13 protein-coding genes are annotated in these 16,938 nt (G+C 62.5%); 8 read left to right on the top strand and 5 right to left on the bottom strand.

What is annotated here, in order from left to right; genetic code table 11:
• Positions 1-44 precede the first annotated feature (44 nt).
• Complete coding sequence (locus AO356_RS03520) at positions 45-815, top strand: TenA family transcriptional regulator (protein WP_219734601.1); 771 nt, start codon at positions 45-47, stop codon at positions 813-815.
• 288 nt (positions 816-1,103) lie between these two features.
• On the opposite strand, the gene AO356_RS03515 is transcribed toward AO356_RS03520, so the two are convergent.
• From AO356_RS03515 to AO356_RS03495, 5 genes are all read right to left on the bottom strand, one after another.
• Complete coding sequence (locus AO356_RS03515; RefSeq protein WP_060738598.1) at positions 1,104-2,030, bottom strand: GGDEF domain-containing protein; 927 nt, start codon at positions 2,028-2,030, stop codon at positions 1,104-1,106.
• A 348-nt stretch (positions 2,031-2,378) separates the two neighbouring features.
• Entirely contained in the window at positions 2,379-3,119 is a 741-nt protein-coding gene (locus AO356_RS03510; protein WP_060738597.1) for a YciK family oxidoreductase, read from the bottom strand.
• Between the two features lie 183 nt (positions 3,120-3,302).
• Positions 3,303-3,974: an N-acetylmuramic acid 6-phosphate phosphatase MupP gene (gene mupP, locus AO356_RS03505; RefSeq protein WP_060738596.1), complete on the bottom strand. Its 672-nt coding sequence runs from the start codon at positions 3,972-3,974 to the stop codon at positions 3,303-3,305.
• A 4-nt stretch (positions 3,975-3,978) separates the two neighbouring features.
• A complete protein-coding gene (gene ubiG, locus AO356_RS03500) occupies positions 3,979-4,677 on the bottom strand; it encodes a bifunctional 2-polyprenyl-6-hydroxyphenol methylase/3-demethylubiquinol 3-O-methyltransferase UbiG (RefSeq protein ID WP_060738595.1) in 699 nt (232 codons plus the stop codon).
• A 61-nt stretch (positions 4,678-4,738) separates the two neighbouring features.
• Positions 4,739-6,070, bottom strand: a complete 1,332-nt coding sequence (locus AO356_RS03495; RefSeq protein ID WP_060738594.1) for a TRZ/ATZ family hydrolase — start codon at positions 6,068-6,070, stop codon at positions 4,739-4,741.
• 106 nt (positions 6,071-6,176) lie between these two features.
• On the opposite strand from AO356_RS03495, the gene mtnA reads away from it, so the two are divergent.
• The 7 genes from mtnA to cmk all read left to right on the top strand — a co-directional run bounded on the left by mtnA (position 6,177) and on the right by cmk (position 16,916).
• The gene (gene mtnA, locus AO356_RS03490; RefSeq protein WP_060738593.1) at positions 6,177-7,253 is read left to right on the top strand and encodes an S-methyl-5-thioribose-1-phosphate isomerase; all 1,077 of its coding nucleotides are present in this window, start codon (positions 6,177-6,179) and stop codon (positions 7,251-7,253) included.
• A gap of 446 nt (positions 7,254-7,699) precedes the next feature.
• Positions 7,700-10,363: a DNA gyrase subunit A gene (gene gyrA, locus AO356_RS03485; protein WP_060738592.1), complete on the top strand. Its 2,664-nt coding sequence runs from the start codon at positions 7,700-7,702 to the stop codon at positions 10,361-10,363.
• Between the two features lie 325 nt (positions 10,364-10,688).
• Positions 10,689-11,774, top strand: a complete 1,086-nt coding sequence (gene serC, locus AO356_RS03480; protein ID WP_041024563.1) for a 3-phosphoserine/phosphohydroxythreonine transaminase — start codon at positions 10,689-10,691, stop codon at positions 11,772-11,774.
• The gene (pheA, locus tag AO356_RS03475; RefSeq protein ID WP_003199233.1) at positions 11,774-12,868 is read left to right on the top strand and encodes a prephenate dehydratase; all 1,095 of its coding nucleotides are present in this window, start codon (positions 11,774-11,776) and stop codon (positions 12,866-12,868) included. Before serC ends, pheA begins: the two co-directional genes overlap by 1 nt.
• 13 nt (positions 12,869-12,881) lie before the next feature.
• Positions 12,882-13,994 carry a histidinol-phosphate transaminase gene (hisC, locus tag AO356_RS03470; RefSeq protein ID WP_060738591.1) on the top strand — a complete coding sequence of 371 codons (1,113 nt, stop codon included), beginning with the start codon at positions 12,882-12,884 and terminating at the stop codon, positions 13,992-13,994.
• A gap of 28 nt (positions 13,995-14,022) precedes the next feature.
• Entirely contained in the window at positions 14,023-16,230 is a 2,208-nt protein-coding gene (locus AO356_RS03465; RefSeq protein WP_060738590.1) for a bifunctional prephenate dehydrogenase/3-phosphoshikimate 1-carboxyvinyltransferase, read from the top strand.
• Positions 16,227-16,916, top strand: a complete 690-nt coding sequence (cmk, locus tag AO356_RS03460) for a (d)CMP kinase (protein ID WP_014337227.1) — start codon at positions 16,227-16,229, stop codon at positions 16,914-16,916. The genes AO356_RS03465 and cmk overlap by 4 nt, the downstream gene beginning before the upstream one ends.
• The last annotated feature ends 22 nt before the right edge of the window (positions 16,917-16,938 follow it).

Below are 16,938 nucleotides of genomic sequence, written 5' to 3'. Positions count from 1 at the left end.
GGAGCCCGACAGTGATCGACACATTCAACCGAACAGGCCCGCTCATGGACGCCACAAGCTATCCGAAATGGGCACAGCAGCTCATTACCGATTGCAGCGAGAGCAAGCGCCGGGTTGTCGAACACGAACTGTATCAGCGCATGCGCGACAACAAGCTCAGCGCCAAGACCATGCGCCACTACCTCATTGGTGGTTGGCCGGTCGTCGAACAGTTCGCTTTATACATGGCACAGAACCTCACCAAGACCCGCTTTGCCCGCCACCCCGGCGAGGACATGGCGCGTCGCTGGCTGATGCGCAACATTCGTGTCGAACTCAACCATGCCGACTACTGGGTCAACTGGAGCGCCGCCCATGGCGTGACCCTGGAAGACCTGCAAGCCCAGCAGGTACCGCCTGAGCTGCACGCCTTGAGCCACTGGTGCTGGCACACCAGTTCCTCGGACTCGTTGATCGTGGCCATCGCCGCGACCAACTACGCCATCGAGGGCGCCACGGGAGAGTGGTCGGCGCTGGTGTGTTCCAACGGTGTCTACGCGGCCGCCTTCGCCGAGGAAGACCGCAAGCGGGCCATGAAGTGGCTGAAGATGCATGCCCAGTACGACGATGCCCATCCTTGGGAAGCCCTGGAAATCATCTGTACGCTGGCGGGGATGAACCCGAGCAAGGCGCTGCAAACAGAGCTGCGCCAGGCCGTGTGCAAGAGCTATGACTACATGTACCTGTTCCTGGAACGTTGCATGCAGCTGGAACAGGCGGAGCCTGCCAGCAGGGCGTCAGCCACCCGTGAGCGTCTGGCGCTGGCCGGGAGCTGATTACTACCGCTACAGATAGCCACAACCTGTGGGAGCGAGCCTGCTCGCGAAGAGGTCTGACAGTCGACGGGGAGGTTGACTGCCAGGCCGCTATCGCGAGCAAGCCCGCTCCCACAGTTGTTTTGGATGAGTGCTGGCTTCAGGTTCACCCCAAATCCCTGTGGGAGCGAGCTTGCTCGCGATAGCGGTGGGTCAGTTCGCGCAGATGTTGGATGTGCTGCCGTCATCGCGAGCAAGCTCGCTCCCACACAAGCTCGCCCCCACACAAGCTCGCCCCCACAGTGGTTTTCAGCCGGCCATCGCCAGCCGATTGCGGCCTTCGCGCTTGGCTACGTACAGCGCGCTGTCGGCCCTGCGCAGCAGGCTTTCCGAGGATTCCCCCGGTAGCAGGGTGGCGCACCCCAGGCTGACCGTCAGCTCGATCCTTGTGCCTGTGGCGAAGTAATCCTGGGCCTGGGCGGCATAACGCAGTCGTTCACCGACCATGGCGGCGGCATCCCGGCTGGTATTGGCCAGCAGGATCAGAAATTCTTCACCACCGAACCTGAACACCATGTCCACATTGCGCAGTTGGCCCTTGATCGACTCGGCCACGGCCTTGAGCACTTCGTCGCCAACACCGTGACCATGGCTGTCGTTGATGCGCTTGAAATGATCGATATCGAGCATCAGCACCGACAAGGGTTGCGAATGACGCTTGGCCATGTCGATTTCCCGCATCAGGGTCTGGTCCATGGCGATGCGGTTGCCGGTGCCGGTCAGCGGATCGCGCAGGGCGCTTTGGGTCGCGGCGCGGTAGAGCAGCGCGTTGCGCAGTGGATAGAGCAGCGTCGACATGATGGATTCGAGATCGCTCTGTTCCGCCTCGGAGAAACGTTGGTTACGGCGGAATACCAGTTCACCCAGGTGTTCGCCTTCATGGCTGAGGTTGTAGCTGAGGGTGTGATGCCCGCGTTGCCCGAACTCCAGGCGCAGGTCACTGGCTTTGTGCTGATAGGCCAACGCATCCAGGGGCACCAGTCGCTGAATTTCCCGGAAAAACAGGCCCAGGATGCGCTGTGGCTCCAGGCTGGTCTGTAGTTGCTGGCTCAGTTGCTGGCGCAATTGCGACAGACTGACGGAGCGTGCAGGGAGCGGCGCTGGCTGAGTCAGGCCCAAACGCTGCAATTTGGCGCTGTCGAAGTCGAACGCGTTGATCTGGTTGGGCGTTTTCATATGGCGTTAGCCCCTAAGCTAAATCTGTCCCGACAGGTTGGGTGTGGCGGCTTTGGGCTGCACGTCGTACTGGTCCTTCAGTCCCGTAGGACACCTGATTTGAGTCTAGTCCGCTTCCATGGCAGGCATAAGTCTCGTCTCAACGTCCATTACCTGCCGAACATGGCATGTTTGAAGAGGTTAGAGCGAAAGTCGTGCCATTCGGTTCACTTGCGTAAAAACCGATTAGAAATCAATGAATTGATAGCGAGTCGCGAATGCAGGGGCGACGTGGCCTTGGCGGTTCGCCTGGTTTGGCGTCGACGGGGGCCGGCATCGCGACGGTAAATCGTCGCGATGCCGGCTTCATTATTGTGCGTTGAACGCCTGACCGTTGACGCCGGTGCTGTCCGGGCCCATGAGGTACAGGTAGACCGGCATGATCGCTTCGGGCGTCGGATTGTTGAGCGGGTTTTCTCCCGGGTAGGCCTGGGCGCGCATGCTGGTGCGGGTGGCGCCGGGGTTGATGCTGTTGGCGCGCACGGCGGCGACGGTATCGACTTCGTCGGCCAGGGTCTGCATCAGCCCCTCGGTGGCGAACTTGGACACGCCATAGGCGCCCCAGTAGGCCCGGCCCTTGCGGCCGACGCTGCTGGAGGTGAACACCACGGACGCATCCTTGGAGAGCTTGAGCAGCGGCAGCAAGGTGCTGGTGAGCATGAACATCGCGTTGACGTTGACGTGCATCACCCGCATGAAGTTCTCACCGGACAACTGTTCCAGTGGCGTACGTGGGCCGATGATCGAGGCGTTGTGCAGCAAGCCGTCCAGATGACCGAACTCGGTTTCGATCATCGCCGCCAGTTCATCGTACTGATGAGGCAGTGCGGTTTCGAGGTTGAACGGGATCACCGCTGGCTGCGGATGACCGGCCGCTTCGATTTCATCGTAGACCTGGGTCAGGTTGGCTTCGGTCTTGCCCAGCAGCAGTACGGTGGCACCGTGGGCGGCGTAGGTTTTCGCCGCAGCGGCACCGATCCCGCGACCGGCGCCGGTGACCAGGATCACCCGGCCATTGAGCAGGTCGGGACGGGCGGAATAATCAAACATAAAAAACCTCAACAATTAGAGCGGCACAGTACCGGTGACGAGGAAGCTTTTGTGGCAAAGAGGCTTTTGTGGCGAGGGAGCTTGCTCCCGCTCGGCGGCGCAGCCGTCGTCCAGGGGACCGCTTCGCGCTCCAGCGGGAGCAAGCTCCCTCGCCACAAGGGCGGTAGCATCGATTCCGTCAGTTCAGCAACTGCACAACGCGTTATCCAACACTTCACGTAGCGCCGAAGGGTGGTCGATCACCACATCCGCGCCCCAGTGCCTGGGGTTGTCGTCCGGGTGGATGTAGCCGTAGGTCACCGCGCAGGTCTTGGTGCCGGCGCTGCGGCCGGACTCGATGTCCCGCAGGTCATCGCCCACGAACAGCACGCTGGCCGGGTCCAGGTCGAGCATCTTGCAGGCCAGGGTCAGCGGTTCCGGGTCCGGCTTGCTGTTTTTCACGTGGTCAGGGCAGATCAGCACTTTCGAACGCTCGGCCAGGCCCAGTTGCTGCATGATCGGTTCGGCGAAACGCACGGGCTTGTTGGTGACCACGCCCCAGATCAGGTTGGCCGCTTCGATATCGGCCAGCACTTCGGCCATGCCGTCGAACAAGTGGCTGTGGACCGCACAACCCTTGAGGTAGCGGTCGAGGAACTCCTGGCGCAATTCCTCGAACCCTGGTGATTCCGGGTCCATGGAGAAGGTCACCGCGACCATCGCCCGGGCGCCGCCGGAAATCTCGTCGCGAATGTGTTGGGTGTTCATCGGTGGCAAGCCACGGTCGGCGCGCATGGCCTGGCAAATGGCGATGAAATCCGGCGCGGTGTCGAGCAGCGTGCCGTCCATGTCGAAGAGAACCGCTTTGAGACGCATCGTCTTACTCCTCGCGCAGGGTCTGGATCATGTAGTTGACGTCAACGTCGGCGGCCAGCTTGTAGTGCTTGGTCAATGGGTTGTAGGTCAGGCCGATGATGTCCTTGACGGTCAGCCCGGCCGCACGGCTCCAGGCGCCCAGCTCGGAAGGGCGGATGAATTTCTTGAAGTCGTGGGTGCCGCGTGGCAGCAGCTTCATGATGTATTCGGCGCCGATGATGGCGAACAGGTACGCCTTCGGGTTGCGGTTGATGGTGGAGAAGAACACCTGGCCGCCCGGCTTGACCATGCTAAAGCAAGCGCGGATGACCGAGGACGGGTCCGGCACGTGTTCGAGCATTTCCAGGCAGGTGACCACGTCGAATTGGCCGGGCATTTCTTCGGCCAGGGCTTCGGCGGTGATCTGCCGGTATTCCACGCTGACGCCGGACTCCAATTGATGCAGTTGCGCCACCGCCAGCGGCGCTTCGCCCATGTCGATGCCCATCACCGTCGCCCCGCGCTGGGCCATGGCCTCACTGAGGATGCCGCCACCGCAACCGACGTCGAGGACCTTCTTGCCGGCCAGGTTGACCCGTTCGTCAATCCAGTTGACCCGCAGCGGGTTGATGTCGTGCAGCGGTTTGAATTCGCTTTCACGGTCCCACCAGCGATGGGCCAGGGCTTCGAACTTGGCGATTTCGGCGTGGTCGACGTTGCTCATGTGCAGATCCTCGAAAAGCTTGAAAAATCAGATGCCCCGAGCCGTGGCTCCAGGGGCGTGGTCATTCGTTGTGGCCGCTGATGCGCCGACCCCAGGCCTGGGCCGTGGCGATCAGTGTCGGTTCGTCCATGCGGGTCAGCCGGCCATCCTCCAGTAACGGCTTGCCGCCTACCCACAAGTGTTTGACGCAATCGCGGCCGGTGGCATAAATCAGTTGCGACACCGGGTCGTAGATCGGCTGCTGGGCCAGGCCTGACAGGTCGAAGGCCACCAGGTCGGCGGCCTTGCCGACTTCCAGGGAGCCGACGGTCGCTTCGATGCCCAGCGCCCGAGCGCCATTGAGCGTGGCCATGCGCAGCGCCCGATGGGCATCCAGGGCCGTGGCCGAACCAGCGACGGCCTTGGCCAGCAGGGCGGCGGTGCGGGTTTCGCCGAGCAGGTCCAGGTCGTTGTTGCTCGCCGCACCATCGGTGCCGAGGGCGACATTGACGCCGGCTTGCCACAGGCGTTCCACCGGGCAGAAACCGCTGGCCAGCTTCAGGTTCGATTCCGGGCAATGGATCACGCTGCAATTGCTTTCTACCAGCAGGGCCTGGTCCTCGTCGCTGATCTGAGTCATGTGCACGGCCTGGAAGCGTGGCCCCAGCAGGCCAAGGCGTCCCAGGCGAGCCATTGGCCGCTCAGTGGTGTTATCCACAGCCTGCTGCACTTCGAAGGCGGTTTCGTGAACATGCATATGAATGGCCGCGTCCAGTTCCTCGGCGATCACGCGGATTTTCTCCAGGTTCTCGTCGCCTACCGTATAGGGCGCGTGCGGGCCGAATGCGACTTTGATCCGCGGATGGTGCTTGAGGTCGCCAAACAACTCGATGCCCTGACGAATGGCGTCGTCGGCGCTGGCCGCACCGGGGATCGGAAAGTCGAGGATCGGAATGGCGATTTGCGCGCGAATACCGCTGTCGTGGACGCACTCGCTGGCGATCTTGGGGTAGAAATACATGTCGGAGAAGCAGGTGATGCCACCCTTGATCTGCTCGGCGATTGCCAGGTCGGTGCCATCCCGGACGAAATCTTCATCGACCCATTTGGCTTCAGCCGGCCAGATGTGCTGTTCCAGCCAGGTCATCAAGGGCAGGTCGTCGGCCAGGCCGCGAAAAAGGGTCATGGCCGCGTGGCCGTGGGCGTTGATCAGGCCGGGGCTGAGCAGCATGCCGGGCAGTTCACGGACCTCGGTGGCGTCACACTTCAGGGCTTCTGCCCGTGGACCGATGAACACGATGCAACCGTCGCGAATGCCCAGGCCATGGTCCTTGAGCACTACACCGGCGGGTTCGACAGGCACCAACCAGGTCGGCAGCAATAATAAGTCGAGCGCAACGGCAGGCTTGGGCATCGTGGAACGGTTCCATGGGGTATAAAGGATGGCGAAGTATACCCGAGCGTCTTCGCGGAGGGATCGCTATAATCGGCGGCTTTTGTTCATGAGTACGGGGTGAAGGATGCGCGATCGACTATTGGCTGCGGAGAAGGTGAAGGCCATCGATTGGCGTGATGGCGTCCTGTACCTGCTGGACCAGCGTATCTTGCCGTTCGAGGAAAGCTGGATCGCCTGCACCCGTGTCGCCGATGTGGCCGAGGCCATTGGCTCGATGGCCGTGCGCGGCGCGCCGGTCATCGGCATCAGTGCGGCGTATGGCGTGGTGCTGGCGGCGCGGGCCAGGATGGCCGAAGGCGGCGATTGGCAAGCGGCCCTGGAGGCCGATTTTGCCTTGCTGGCCGAGGCCCGGCCGACGGCGGCGAACCTGTTCTGGGCGCTGGATCGAATGCGCGACCGGCTGGGGCGCTTGAAAGAGCATGCCGAGCCGCTGGCGGTGCTCGAGGCTGAAGCCATCGCGATCCACGTGAGCGATCGCGAAGCCAACCTGACCATGGCCCAGTTAGGGGTCGACCTGATCCGCAAGCACCAGGGCAATGCCCAGGCGATTCTCACCCATTGCAACACCGGCGCCCTGGCCACCGGCGGTTTTGGTACGGCCTTGGGGGTTATCCGGGGTGCGTATATCGAAGGCATGGTGGAGCGCGTCTATGCCGACGAAACCCGGCCGTGGTTGCAAGGCTCGCGCCTGACGGCGTGGGAACTGGCCCGCGAAGGCATTCCGGTGACCCTCAACGCCGATTCCGCCGCTGCCCATATCATGAAGACCAAGGGTGTGACCTGGGTGATCGTCGGTGCCGATTGCATCGCCGCCAATGGTGACGTGGCGAACAAGATCGGCACTTATCAGATGGCGGTCTGTGCCATGCACCATGGCGTGCGTTTCATGGTGGTGGCGCCGAGCTCGATCATCGACATGAGCCTGGCCAGCGGTGAAGACATCCCGGCGGAGGAGTGCGACGGGCGCGAACTGCTGGAAATCGGCGGCAGGGAGCTCGACGCGCAGGTGGGTGCCTTCAACCCGGTCTTCGATATCACCCCGGCGGACCTGATCGATGTCATCGTCACGGAAAAGGGCATCGTCGAGCGCCCGGACACCGCGAAGCTGGCGCAGTTGATGTGCCGCAAGCGGTTGCACTGATGGTTTGTGCTGTCTGACCTGTCGCCATCGCGAGCAAACTCGCTCCCACATTGGATCGGGTCGTGGCGGAAATCTCGAGCGTGCACAGATCCCTGTGGGGGGCGAGCTTGCTCGCGATGAGGCCCTTAAAGGCAACAAATCCCTTGCATTTGGCCCCTGAATCTCTATCGGCAGTGCTTCTAAGCCCCTCTGGTCCCATATCAGCCTGTCACCGGTCAACTAACTACGCACCATGCGCATCTGGGGGATAGGTGCGTGGCGGCTCTTGTGATAACATCCGGCGGTTTCCAGGGCTGCCTCGCGAGGTGGCCTTTACTGCGCAGATCCATGGCATAACTCGTTGATTTGTCGTAAGTCGCTGCACGGCATTTGTTCTGCAGCGGCGAGCTTCGTTCGTCCCATCTGGATGTGACGAGGTTTCACCAGAAAAAGGAATCAGGCTTCTCATGGGCGAACTGGCCAAAGAAATCCTCCCGGTCAATATCGAAGACGAGCTGAAACAGTCCTACCTCGACTACGCAATGAGCGTAATCGTCGGGCGGGCGCTGCCGGATGCGCGCGATGGCTTGAAGCCCGTGCACCGGCGCGTGCTGTTCGCGATGAGCGAGCTGGGCAACGACTTCAACAAGCCGTACAAGAAATCCGCCCGTGTCGTCGGCGATGTGATCGGTAAGTATCACCCCCACGGCGACACTGCCGTGTACGACACCATCGTTCGTATGGCGCAACCCTTCTCCTTGCGCTACCTGCTGGTAGACGGCCAGGGCAACTTCGGTTCGGTGGACGGCGACAACGCCGCGGCCATGCGATACACCGAAGTGCGCATGACCAAGCTGGCCCACGAGCTGCTGGCCGACCTGCACAAGGAAACCGTGGACTGGGTGCCGAACTACGACGGCACCGAAATGATCCCGGCGGTCATGCCGACCCGTATCCCGAACCTGCTCGTCAACGGCTCCAGCGGTATCGCCGTGGGCATGGCGACCAACATCCCGCCGCACAACCTCGGTGAAGTCATCGACGGTTGCCTGGCGCTCATCGACAATCCCGAGTTGACCGTCGATGAGCTGATGCAATACATCCCCGGTCCGGACTTCCCGACCGCTGCGATCATCAACGGTCGCGCCGGCATCATCGAAGCCTACCGTACCGGCCGTGGCCGCATTTACATGCGCGCCCGCTCGACGGTCGAAGACATCGACAAGGTCGGCGGCCGCCAGCAGATCGTCATCACCGAACTGCCGTACCAACTGAACAAGGCTCGCCTGATCGAGAAGATCGCCGAGCTGGTGAAAGAGAAGAAGCTCGAAGGCATCACCGAGCTGCGTGACGAGTCCGACAAGGACGGCATGCGTGTCGTGATCGAGCTGCGCCGTGGCGAAGTGCCTGAGGTGATCCTCAACAACCTCTACGCCCAGACCCAGCTGCAAAGCGTGTTCGGCATCAACATCGTTGCGCTGATCGACGGCCGTCCGCGGATCCTGAACCTCAAGGACCTGCTGGAAGCCTTCGTGCGCCACCGTCGCGAAGTGGTCACCCGCCGCACGGTGTTCGAGCTGCGCAAGGCTCGCGAGCGTGGTCACATTCTCGAAGGCCAGGCCGTTGCCCTGTCGAACATCGACCCGGTGATCGCTCTGATCAAGGCCTCGCCAACCCCGTCGGAAGCCAAGGAAGCGCTGATCAGCACCCCTTGGGAGTCCACCGCGGTGGTGGCGATGGTCGAGCGCGCTGGCGCCGATTCGTGCCGCCCCGAGAACCTCGACCCGCAATACGGCCTGCGCGAAGGCAAGTACTTCCTGTCCCCGGAGCAGGCGCAAGCCATCCTGGAACTGCGCCTGCACCGCCTGACCGGCCTCGAGCACGAGAAGCTGCTGGCCGAGTACCAGGAAATCCTCAACCAGATCGGCGAGCTGATCCGCATCCTCAACAGCGCTACGCGCCTGATGGAAGTGATCCGCGAAGAACTGGAAGTGATCCGCGCCGAATACGGCGACGTGCGCCGCACCGAGATCCTCGATGCGCGCCTGGACCTGACCCTGGGTGACATGATCCCGGAAGAAGAGCGCGTGGTGACCATTTCCCACGGCGGCTACGCCAAGACCCAGCCGCTGGCCGCCTACCAGGCCCAGCGTCGCGGCGGCAAAGGCAAGTCCGCGACGGGCGTCAAGGACGAGGACTACATCGCTCACCTGCTGGTCGCCAACAGCCACACAACGCTGCTGCTGTTCTCCAGCAAGGGCAAGGTGTACTGGCTCAAGACCTACGAAATCCCGGAAGCGTCCCGTGCCGCTCGTGGCCGTCCGCTGGTCAACCTGTTGCCGCTGGACGATGGTGAATACATCACCACCATGTTGCCGGTGGAAGAGTACACCGAGGGTCACTACATCTTCATGGCCACCGCCAACGGAACCGTGAAGAAGACCCCGCTGGAATCCTTCAGCCGTCAGCGCAGCGTCGGTCTGATCGCCCTGGAGCTGGACGAAGGTGACGTGCTGATCTCCGCTGCCATCACCGACGGCGAGCGTGAGGTCATGCTGTTCTCCGACGGCGGCAAGGTCACTCGCTTCAAGGAGTCCGACGTTCGCGCCATGGGCCGTACCGCTCGCGGTGTGCGCGGCATGCGCCTGCCGGAAGGCCAGAAGCTGATTTCCATGCTGATCCCCGAAGAAGGCAGCCAGATCCTCACCGCTTCGGCCCGTGGTTATGGCAAGCGCACGGCCATCAGCGAGTTCCCTGAGTACAAGCGTGGTGGCCAGGGCGTGATCGCCATGGTCAGCAACGACCGTAACGGTCGTCTGGTGGGTGCTGTCCAGGTGCTCGATGGCGAGGAGATCATGTTGATCTCCGACCAGGGCACCCTGGTGCGCACGCGGGTCGCTGAAGTGTCGAGCCTGGGCCGTAACACCCAGGGTGTGACGCTGATCAAGCTGGCCAGCGACGAAACGCTGGTCGGGCTTGAGCGGGTCCAGGAACCGTCGGAGGTTGAAGGCGAGGAGTTGGACGGCGAGGACGGCGTGGCGTTCGACGGCACTCTCGGTGCCGATGTCGACGACGCTGTCGGCGACCAACCGCTCGACGCTGCCGCAGACGAAGAAGAACCGCAGGACTAAGCGGACACGCAAGGGGGGCGGATGAAGATTCGCCCCCTTGTTGTTTGTTTCGTTTGAAAATTTGCGACACTGCGCATCCCCCCTGTGGGGGTAATGCTGCTCACTTAAGGTTCGTTTGATTCACTGTGGCGAGGGAGCACGCTCCCTCGCCACGGATTCATCCATACCTGAAGTGAACGATACCCTCTGTGGGAGCGAGCTTGCTCGCGATGACGGCCTGACGTTCAGCATCACTGTTGACTGTTACATCGCTATCGCGAGCGAGCTCGCTCCCACAGTGCAGACTCAAGATTTATGTGACCACCAGATCAGAGCGAGATTGGATGTGAGCAAGAGAGCCTATAACTTCTGTGCCGGCCCTGCGGCGCTTCCTGAAGCGGTCCTGAAGCGTGCCCAGGGTGAACTTCTCGACTGGCACGGCAAGGGCCTGTCGGTCATGGAAATGAGCCATCGCAGCGATGAGTTCGTGTCCATTGCCACCAAGGCCGAGCAGGATCTGCGTGATCTGCTGAACATCCCGTCCAACTACAAGGTGCTGTTCCTGCAAGGCGGCGCGAGCCAGCAGTTCGCCCAGATTCCGTTGAACCTGCTGCCGGAAAACGGCAAGGCCGACTACATCGACACCGGCATCTGGTCGCAGAAAGCCATCGAAGAAGCTTCGCGCTACGGTCACGTCAACGTGGCTGCCACCGCCAAGCCCTACGACTATTTCGCGATTCCCGGCCAGAACGAGTGGAACCTGTCCAAGGACGCGGCCTACGTTCATTACGCACCGAACGAAACCATCGGTGGCCTGGAATTCAACTGGATCCCGGAAACGGGCGACGTGCCATTGGTGGCCGACATGTCCTCGGACATTCTCTCGCGCCCTGTGGATATCTCCCGTTTCGGCATGATCTACGCGGGTGCCCAGAAGAACATCGGTCCAAGCGGCATCCTGGTCAGCATCATTCGTGAAGACCTGCTGGGGCGTGCCCGCTCCCTGTGCCCGACCATGCTCAACTACAAGGTCGCGGCCGACAACGGCTCGATGTACAACACCCCGCCGACCCTGGCCTGGTACCTGTCGGGCCTGGTGTTCGAATGGCTGAAGGAGCAGGGCGGTGTCGAAGCCATCGGCAAGCTCAACGAAGTGAAGCAGCGCACGCTGTATGACTTCATCGACGCCAGCGGCCTCTACAGCAACCCGATCAACAAGACCGATCGTTCCTGGATGAACGTGCCGTTCCGCCTGGCCGACGACCGTCTCGACAAACCGTTCCTGGCCGGTGCCGACGAGCGTGGTTTGCTGAACCTCAAGGGCCACCGTTCGGTCGGTGGCATGCGCGCCTCCATCTACAACGCCGTCGACATCAACGCCGTCAATGCGTTGATCGCCTACATGGCAGAGTTCGAGAAGGAACATGGCTGATGTCTGAGCAAGAACTCAAGGCGCTGCGCCTGCGTATCGATGCCCTGGACGAAAAGGTCCTGGAGCTGATCAGCGAGCGCGCGCGCTGCGCCCAGGAAGTCGCCCGGGTGAAGATGGCCTCCCTGGCCGAAGGCGAAGTGCCGGTGTTCTATCGCCCCGAGCGTGAAGCGCAGGTGCTCAAGCGTGTCATGGAGCGCAACAAGGGGCCGCTGGGCAACGAAGAAATGGCGCGTCTGTTCCGCGAAATCATGTCTTCGTGCCTGGCCCTCGAGCAGCCGCTGAAAGTCGCCTACCTGGGGCCGGAAGGCACCTTCACCCAGGCGGCGGCCATGAAGCACTTCGGTCACGCCGTGATCAGCAAGCCGATGGCGGCCATTGACGAAGTGTTCCGTGAAGTGGCCGCCGGCGCGGTGAATTTTGGCGTGGTGCCGGTGGAGAACTCCACCGAAGGCGCAGTCAATCACACGCTGGACAGCTTCCTCGAGCACGACATGGTGATCTGCGGCGAAGTCGAGTTGCGCATCCACCACCACCTGCTGGTGGGCGAGAACACCAAGACCGACAGCATCAGCCGGATCTATTCCCACGCCCAGTCGTTGGCCCAGTGCCGCAAGTGGCTGGACGCCCATTACCCGAACGTCGAGCGCGTGGCGGTATCGAGCAACGCCGAGGCGGCCAAGCGGGTCAAGGGCGAGTGGAACTCGGCGGCGATTGCTGGCGATATGGCGGCGGGTCTCTATGGGCTGACGCGCCTGGCGGAAAAAATCGAGGATCGCCCGGACAACTCCACGCGATTCCTGATGATCGGCAGCCAGGAAGTCCCGCCGACCGGCGACGACAAGACCTCGATCATCGTTTCCATGAGCAACAAGCCCGGCGCGCTCCATGAACTGCTGGTGCCGTTCCATGACAACGGTATCGACCTGACGCGGATCGAGACCCGTCCGTCTCGCAGCGGTAAATGGACCTACGTGTTCTTCATCGATTTCGTCGGCCACCACCGCGATCCGCTGGTAAAAGGTGTGCTGGAGAAAATCAGTCAGGAAGCAGTGGCACTCAAGGTGCTGGGTTCCTACCCCAAGGCAGTTCTTTAAGGGCGGATAGCAAATGAGTGGCAACTTCCTCGCTCTGGCTCAGCCAGGCGTGCAACAACTCTCGCCTTACGTTCCGGGCAAGCCCGTGGACGAACTGGCCCGTGAGCTGGACCTGGATCCGGCCAGCATCGTCAAGTTGGCGAGCAACGAAAACCCGTTGGGCGCGAGCCCCAAGGCACTGGCGGCGATCCGCGACGAACTGGCCGAGCTGACCCGTTACCCCGATGGCAATGGCTTCGCACTCAAGAGCCTGCTGGCCGAGCGCTGTGGTGTCGAGCTGAACCAAGTGACGCTGGGCAATGGTTCCAACGACATCCTTGAGCTGGTGGCTCGTGCGTACCTGGCGCCAGGTCTCAACGCGGTGTTCAGCGAGCACGCGTTTGCGGTCTACCCGATCGCGACCCAGGCCGTCGGCGCGGATGCCCATGTGGTTCCCGCCAAGGACTGGGGGCACGACCTGCCCGCCATGCTGGCCGCCATCGACGCCAACACCCGCGTGGTCTTCATTGCCAACCCGAACAACCCGACCGGCACCTGGTTCGATGCCCAGGCCCTGGATGACTTCCTGCAGGATGTGCCTGCGCATGTGCTGGTGGTGTTGGACGAGGCTTACATCGAGTATGCCGAAGGCAGCGATTTGCCCGATGGCCTGGATTTCCTCGCGGCCTACCCGAACCTGCTGGTTTCGCGCACCTTCTCCAAAGCCTATGGCCTGGCCTCGCTGCGGGTCGGCTACGGTCTGTCCACTGCCGTGGTGGCCGATGTGCTGAACCGCGTGCGTCAGCCGTTCAACGTCAACAGCTTCGCCCTGGCCGCCGCCTGTGCGGCCTTGCAGGATGAAGCCTACCTGGCTGAAAGCCGTCGCCTCAACGCGGCCGGCATGCAGCAGTTGGAGGCGGGGCTGCGTGAGCTGGGCCTGGGCTGGATTCCATCCAAAGGCAATTTCATCTGCGTCGACCTGGGGCGTGTCGCCGCCCCGGTGTACCAGGGGCTGTTGCGCGAAGGTGTGATCGTGCGTCCGGTGGCCAATTACGGCATGCCGAACCACCTGCGCATCACCATTGGCCTGCCGACGGAAAACAGCCGTTTCCTCGAGGCGTTGAGCAAGGTCCTGGTTCGTGGTTGATGTCACTTCGCTGCAACCTGCTGCCCCTATGATCGGTCGCCTGGTGGTGGTCGGCCTGGGGTTGATCGGCGGTTCGTTCGCCAAGGGCTTGCGTGAAAGCGGCCTGTGCCGCGAGGTGGTCGGTGTCGACCTGGATCCACAGTCGCGCAAGCTGGCCGTGGAGTTGGGTGTGGTCGATCACTGCGAGGATGACCTGGCGATCGCTTGCCAGGGCGCGGACGTGATCCAGCTGGCCGTGCCGATCCTGGCCATGGAAAAACTGCTGGCACGCTTGGCCAGCATGAATTTGGGGCAGGCGATCCTGACCGATGTCGGCAGCGCCAAGGGCAACGTCGTGCGTGCTGCCACCGAGGCCTTCGGCGGTATGCCGGCGCGCTTCGTGCCCGGTCATCCGATTGCCGGTTCCGAGCAGAGCGGGGTGGAAGCTTCCAACGCCGAACTGTTTCGTCGTCACAAAGTGATCCTCACGCCGCTGGACCAGACGGATCCAGCCGCGCTGGCGGTGGTGGACCGTTTGTGGCGCGAACTGGGCGCCGATGTCGAGCACATGCAGGTCCAGCGTCACGATGAAGTATTGGCGGCCACCAGCCATTTGCCACACCTGTTGGCGTTCGGCCTGGTGGATTCATTGGCCAAACGCAATGAAAATCTTGAGATCTTCCGTTACGCTGCCGGCGGTTTCCGCGATTTCACGAGAATCGCCGGAAGCGACCCGGTCATGTGGCACGACATCTTCCTCGCCAACCGCGAAGCTGTCTTGCGCACACTCGATACATTTCGCAGCGACCTCGACGCCTTGCGCGACGCGGTCGATGCAGGGGACGGGCACCAATTGCTGGGCGTTTTCACGCGCGCCAGGGTGGCCCGCGAGCATTTCAGTAAAATCCTGGCCCGTCGGGCCTATGTGGACGCTATGAACTCCAACGATCTGATTTTCCTGGCACAACCTGGTGGCTCCCTGAGTGGGCGTATTCGTGTACCGGGCGATAAATCGATTTCCCACCGTTCGATCATGCTCGGCTCCCTGGCCGAAGGCGTGACCGAGGTGGAAGGCTTCCTCGAGGGCGAAGACGCCCTGGCGACGCTGCAAGCGTTTCGCGACATGGGGGTGGTCATCGAAGGTCCGCACCACGGCCGCGTGACCATCCATGGTGTCGGCCTGCACGGCCTCAAGCCTGCCCCAGGGCCGATCTACCTGGGTAACTCCGGGACTTCGATGCGTCTGTTGTCCGGCCTGCTGGCCGCGCAGGACTTCGACAGCACCCTGACCGGCGACGCCTCGCTGTCCAAGCGCCCAATGAACCGCGTCGCCAATCCGTTGCGGGAAATGGGTGCGGTCATCGAGACTGCCGCCGACGGTCGTCCGCCGATGACCATCCGCGGTGGCAACAAGCTCAAGGGCCTGACCTACACCATGCCGATGGCCAGCGCCCAGGTGAAATCCTGCCTGCTGCTGGCCGGTCTCTACGCCGAGGGCAAGACCACCGTCACCGAACCGGCCCCGACCCGCGACCACACCGAGCGCATGCTGCGCGGCTTCGGCTACCCGGTCACGGTGGACGGCGCCACGGCGTCCGTCGAATCTGGCAATAAGCTGGCCGCGACCCACATCGAAGTGCCGGGCGATATCTCGTCCTCGGCATTCTTCCTGGTAGCCGCCTCGATCGCCGAAGGCTCCGACCTGGTGCTCGAACACGTCGGCATCAACCCGACCCGTACCGGCGTGATCGACATCCTGCGCCTGATGGGCGCTGACATTACTCTGGAAAACCAGCGTGAAGTCGGCGGCGAACCCGTAGCGGACCTGCACGTACGAGCAGCTAAGCTCAAGGGTATCGAGATTCCGGAGGCGCTGGTTCCGCTGGCCATCGACGAGTTCCCGGTGCTGTTCGTGGCGGCCGCCTGTGCAGAAGGGCGCACCGTGCTGACTGGTGCCGAAGAGCTGCGGGTCAAGGAGTCGGATCGCATCCAGGTGATGGCTGACGGCTTGCTCGCCCTGGGCGTCAAGTGCCAGCCGACGCCGGACGGCATTATCATCGACGGCGGCCAGATCGGCGGCGGCGAAGTCCATGGTCACGGTGATCACCGCATCGCCATGGCCTTCAGTGTTGCGTCTTTGCGCGCCAGCGCACCGATTCGCATCCATGATTGCGCCAACGTCGCCACGTCGTTCCCGAACTTCCTGGCGCTGTGCGCACAGGTCGGTATTCGAGTAGCACAAGAGGCGCAGTCGTGAACATCAAGGCACCGGTCATCACCATCGATGGCCCAAGCGGCTCGGGCAAGGGCACCGTCGCCGGGATCCTGGCCAGGCAGTTGGGCTGGAACCTGCTCGATTCGGGTGCCTTGTACCGGCTGCTGGCATTCGCCGCCGCCAACCATGGCGTCGACCTGACCAACGAGGAGTTGCTCAAGGCGCTGGCGGCTCACCTGGACGTGCAATTCATTGCGGCGACTGACGGCCAGCTCCAGCGCATTATCCTGGAAGGCGACGAAGTCAGTGATGTCATCCGTACCGAAAGCGTGGGCGCCGGGGCCTCCCAGGTCGCCGCGCTGCCAGCGGTGCGCGAAGCGTTGCTGCAACGTCAGCGCGCCTTTCAGGAGCCGCCGGGGCTAGTGGCTGATGGTCGCGACATGGGCACGGTGGTCTTTCCTGACGCACCTTTGAAGATTTTCCTCACCGCCAGCGCCGAGGAGAGGGCGCGCCGCCGATATTTGCAGTTGAAGGGCAAGGGCGAGGATGTTAGTCTGTCGAGTCTGCTAGATGAGATCCGTGCACGCGATGAGCGTGACACCCAGCGCGCAGTAGCCCCGCTCAAGCCGGCGGCCGACGCGATACAGCTGGATTCAACGGAGTTGTCCATCGATCAGGTGCTGCAACGCATCATGAGCGAGATCGCCATTCGCGATATCGCCGGGTGACCAGGAAGCTTCGCAGGGGACC

The organism is Pseudomonas fluorescens (assembly GCF_001307275.1).
GTDB classification, from domain to species: Bacteria; Pseudomonadota; Gammaproteobacteria; order Pseudomonadales; family Pseudomonadaceae; genus Aquipseudomonas; species Aquipseudomonas fluorescens_AA.
This window is presented reverse-complemented; position numbering and strand designations above follow the sequence as displayed.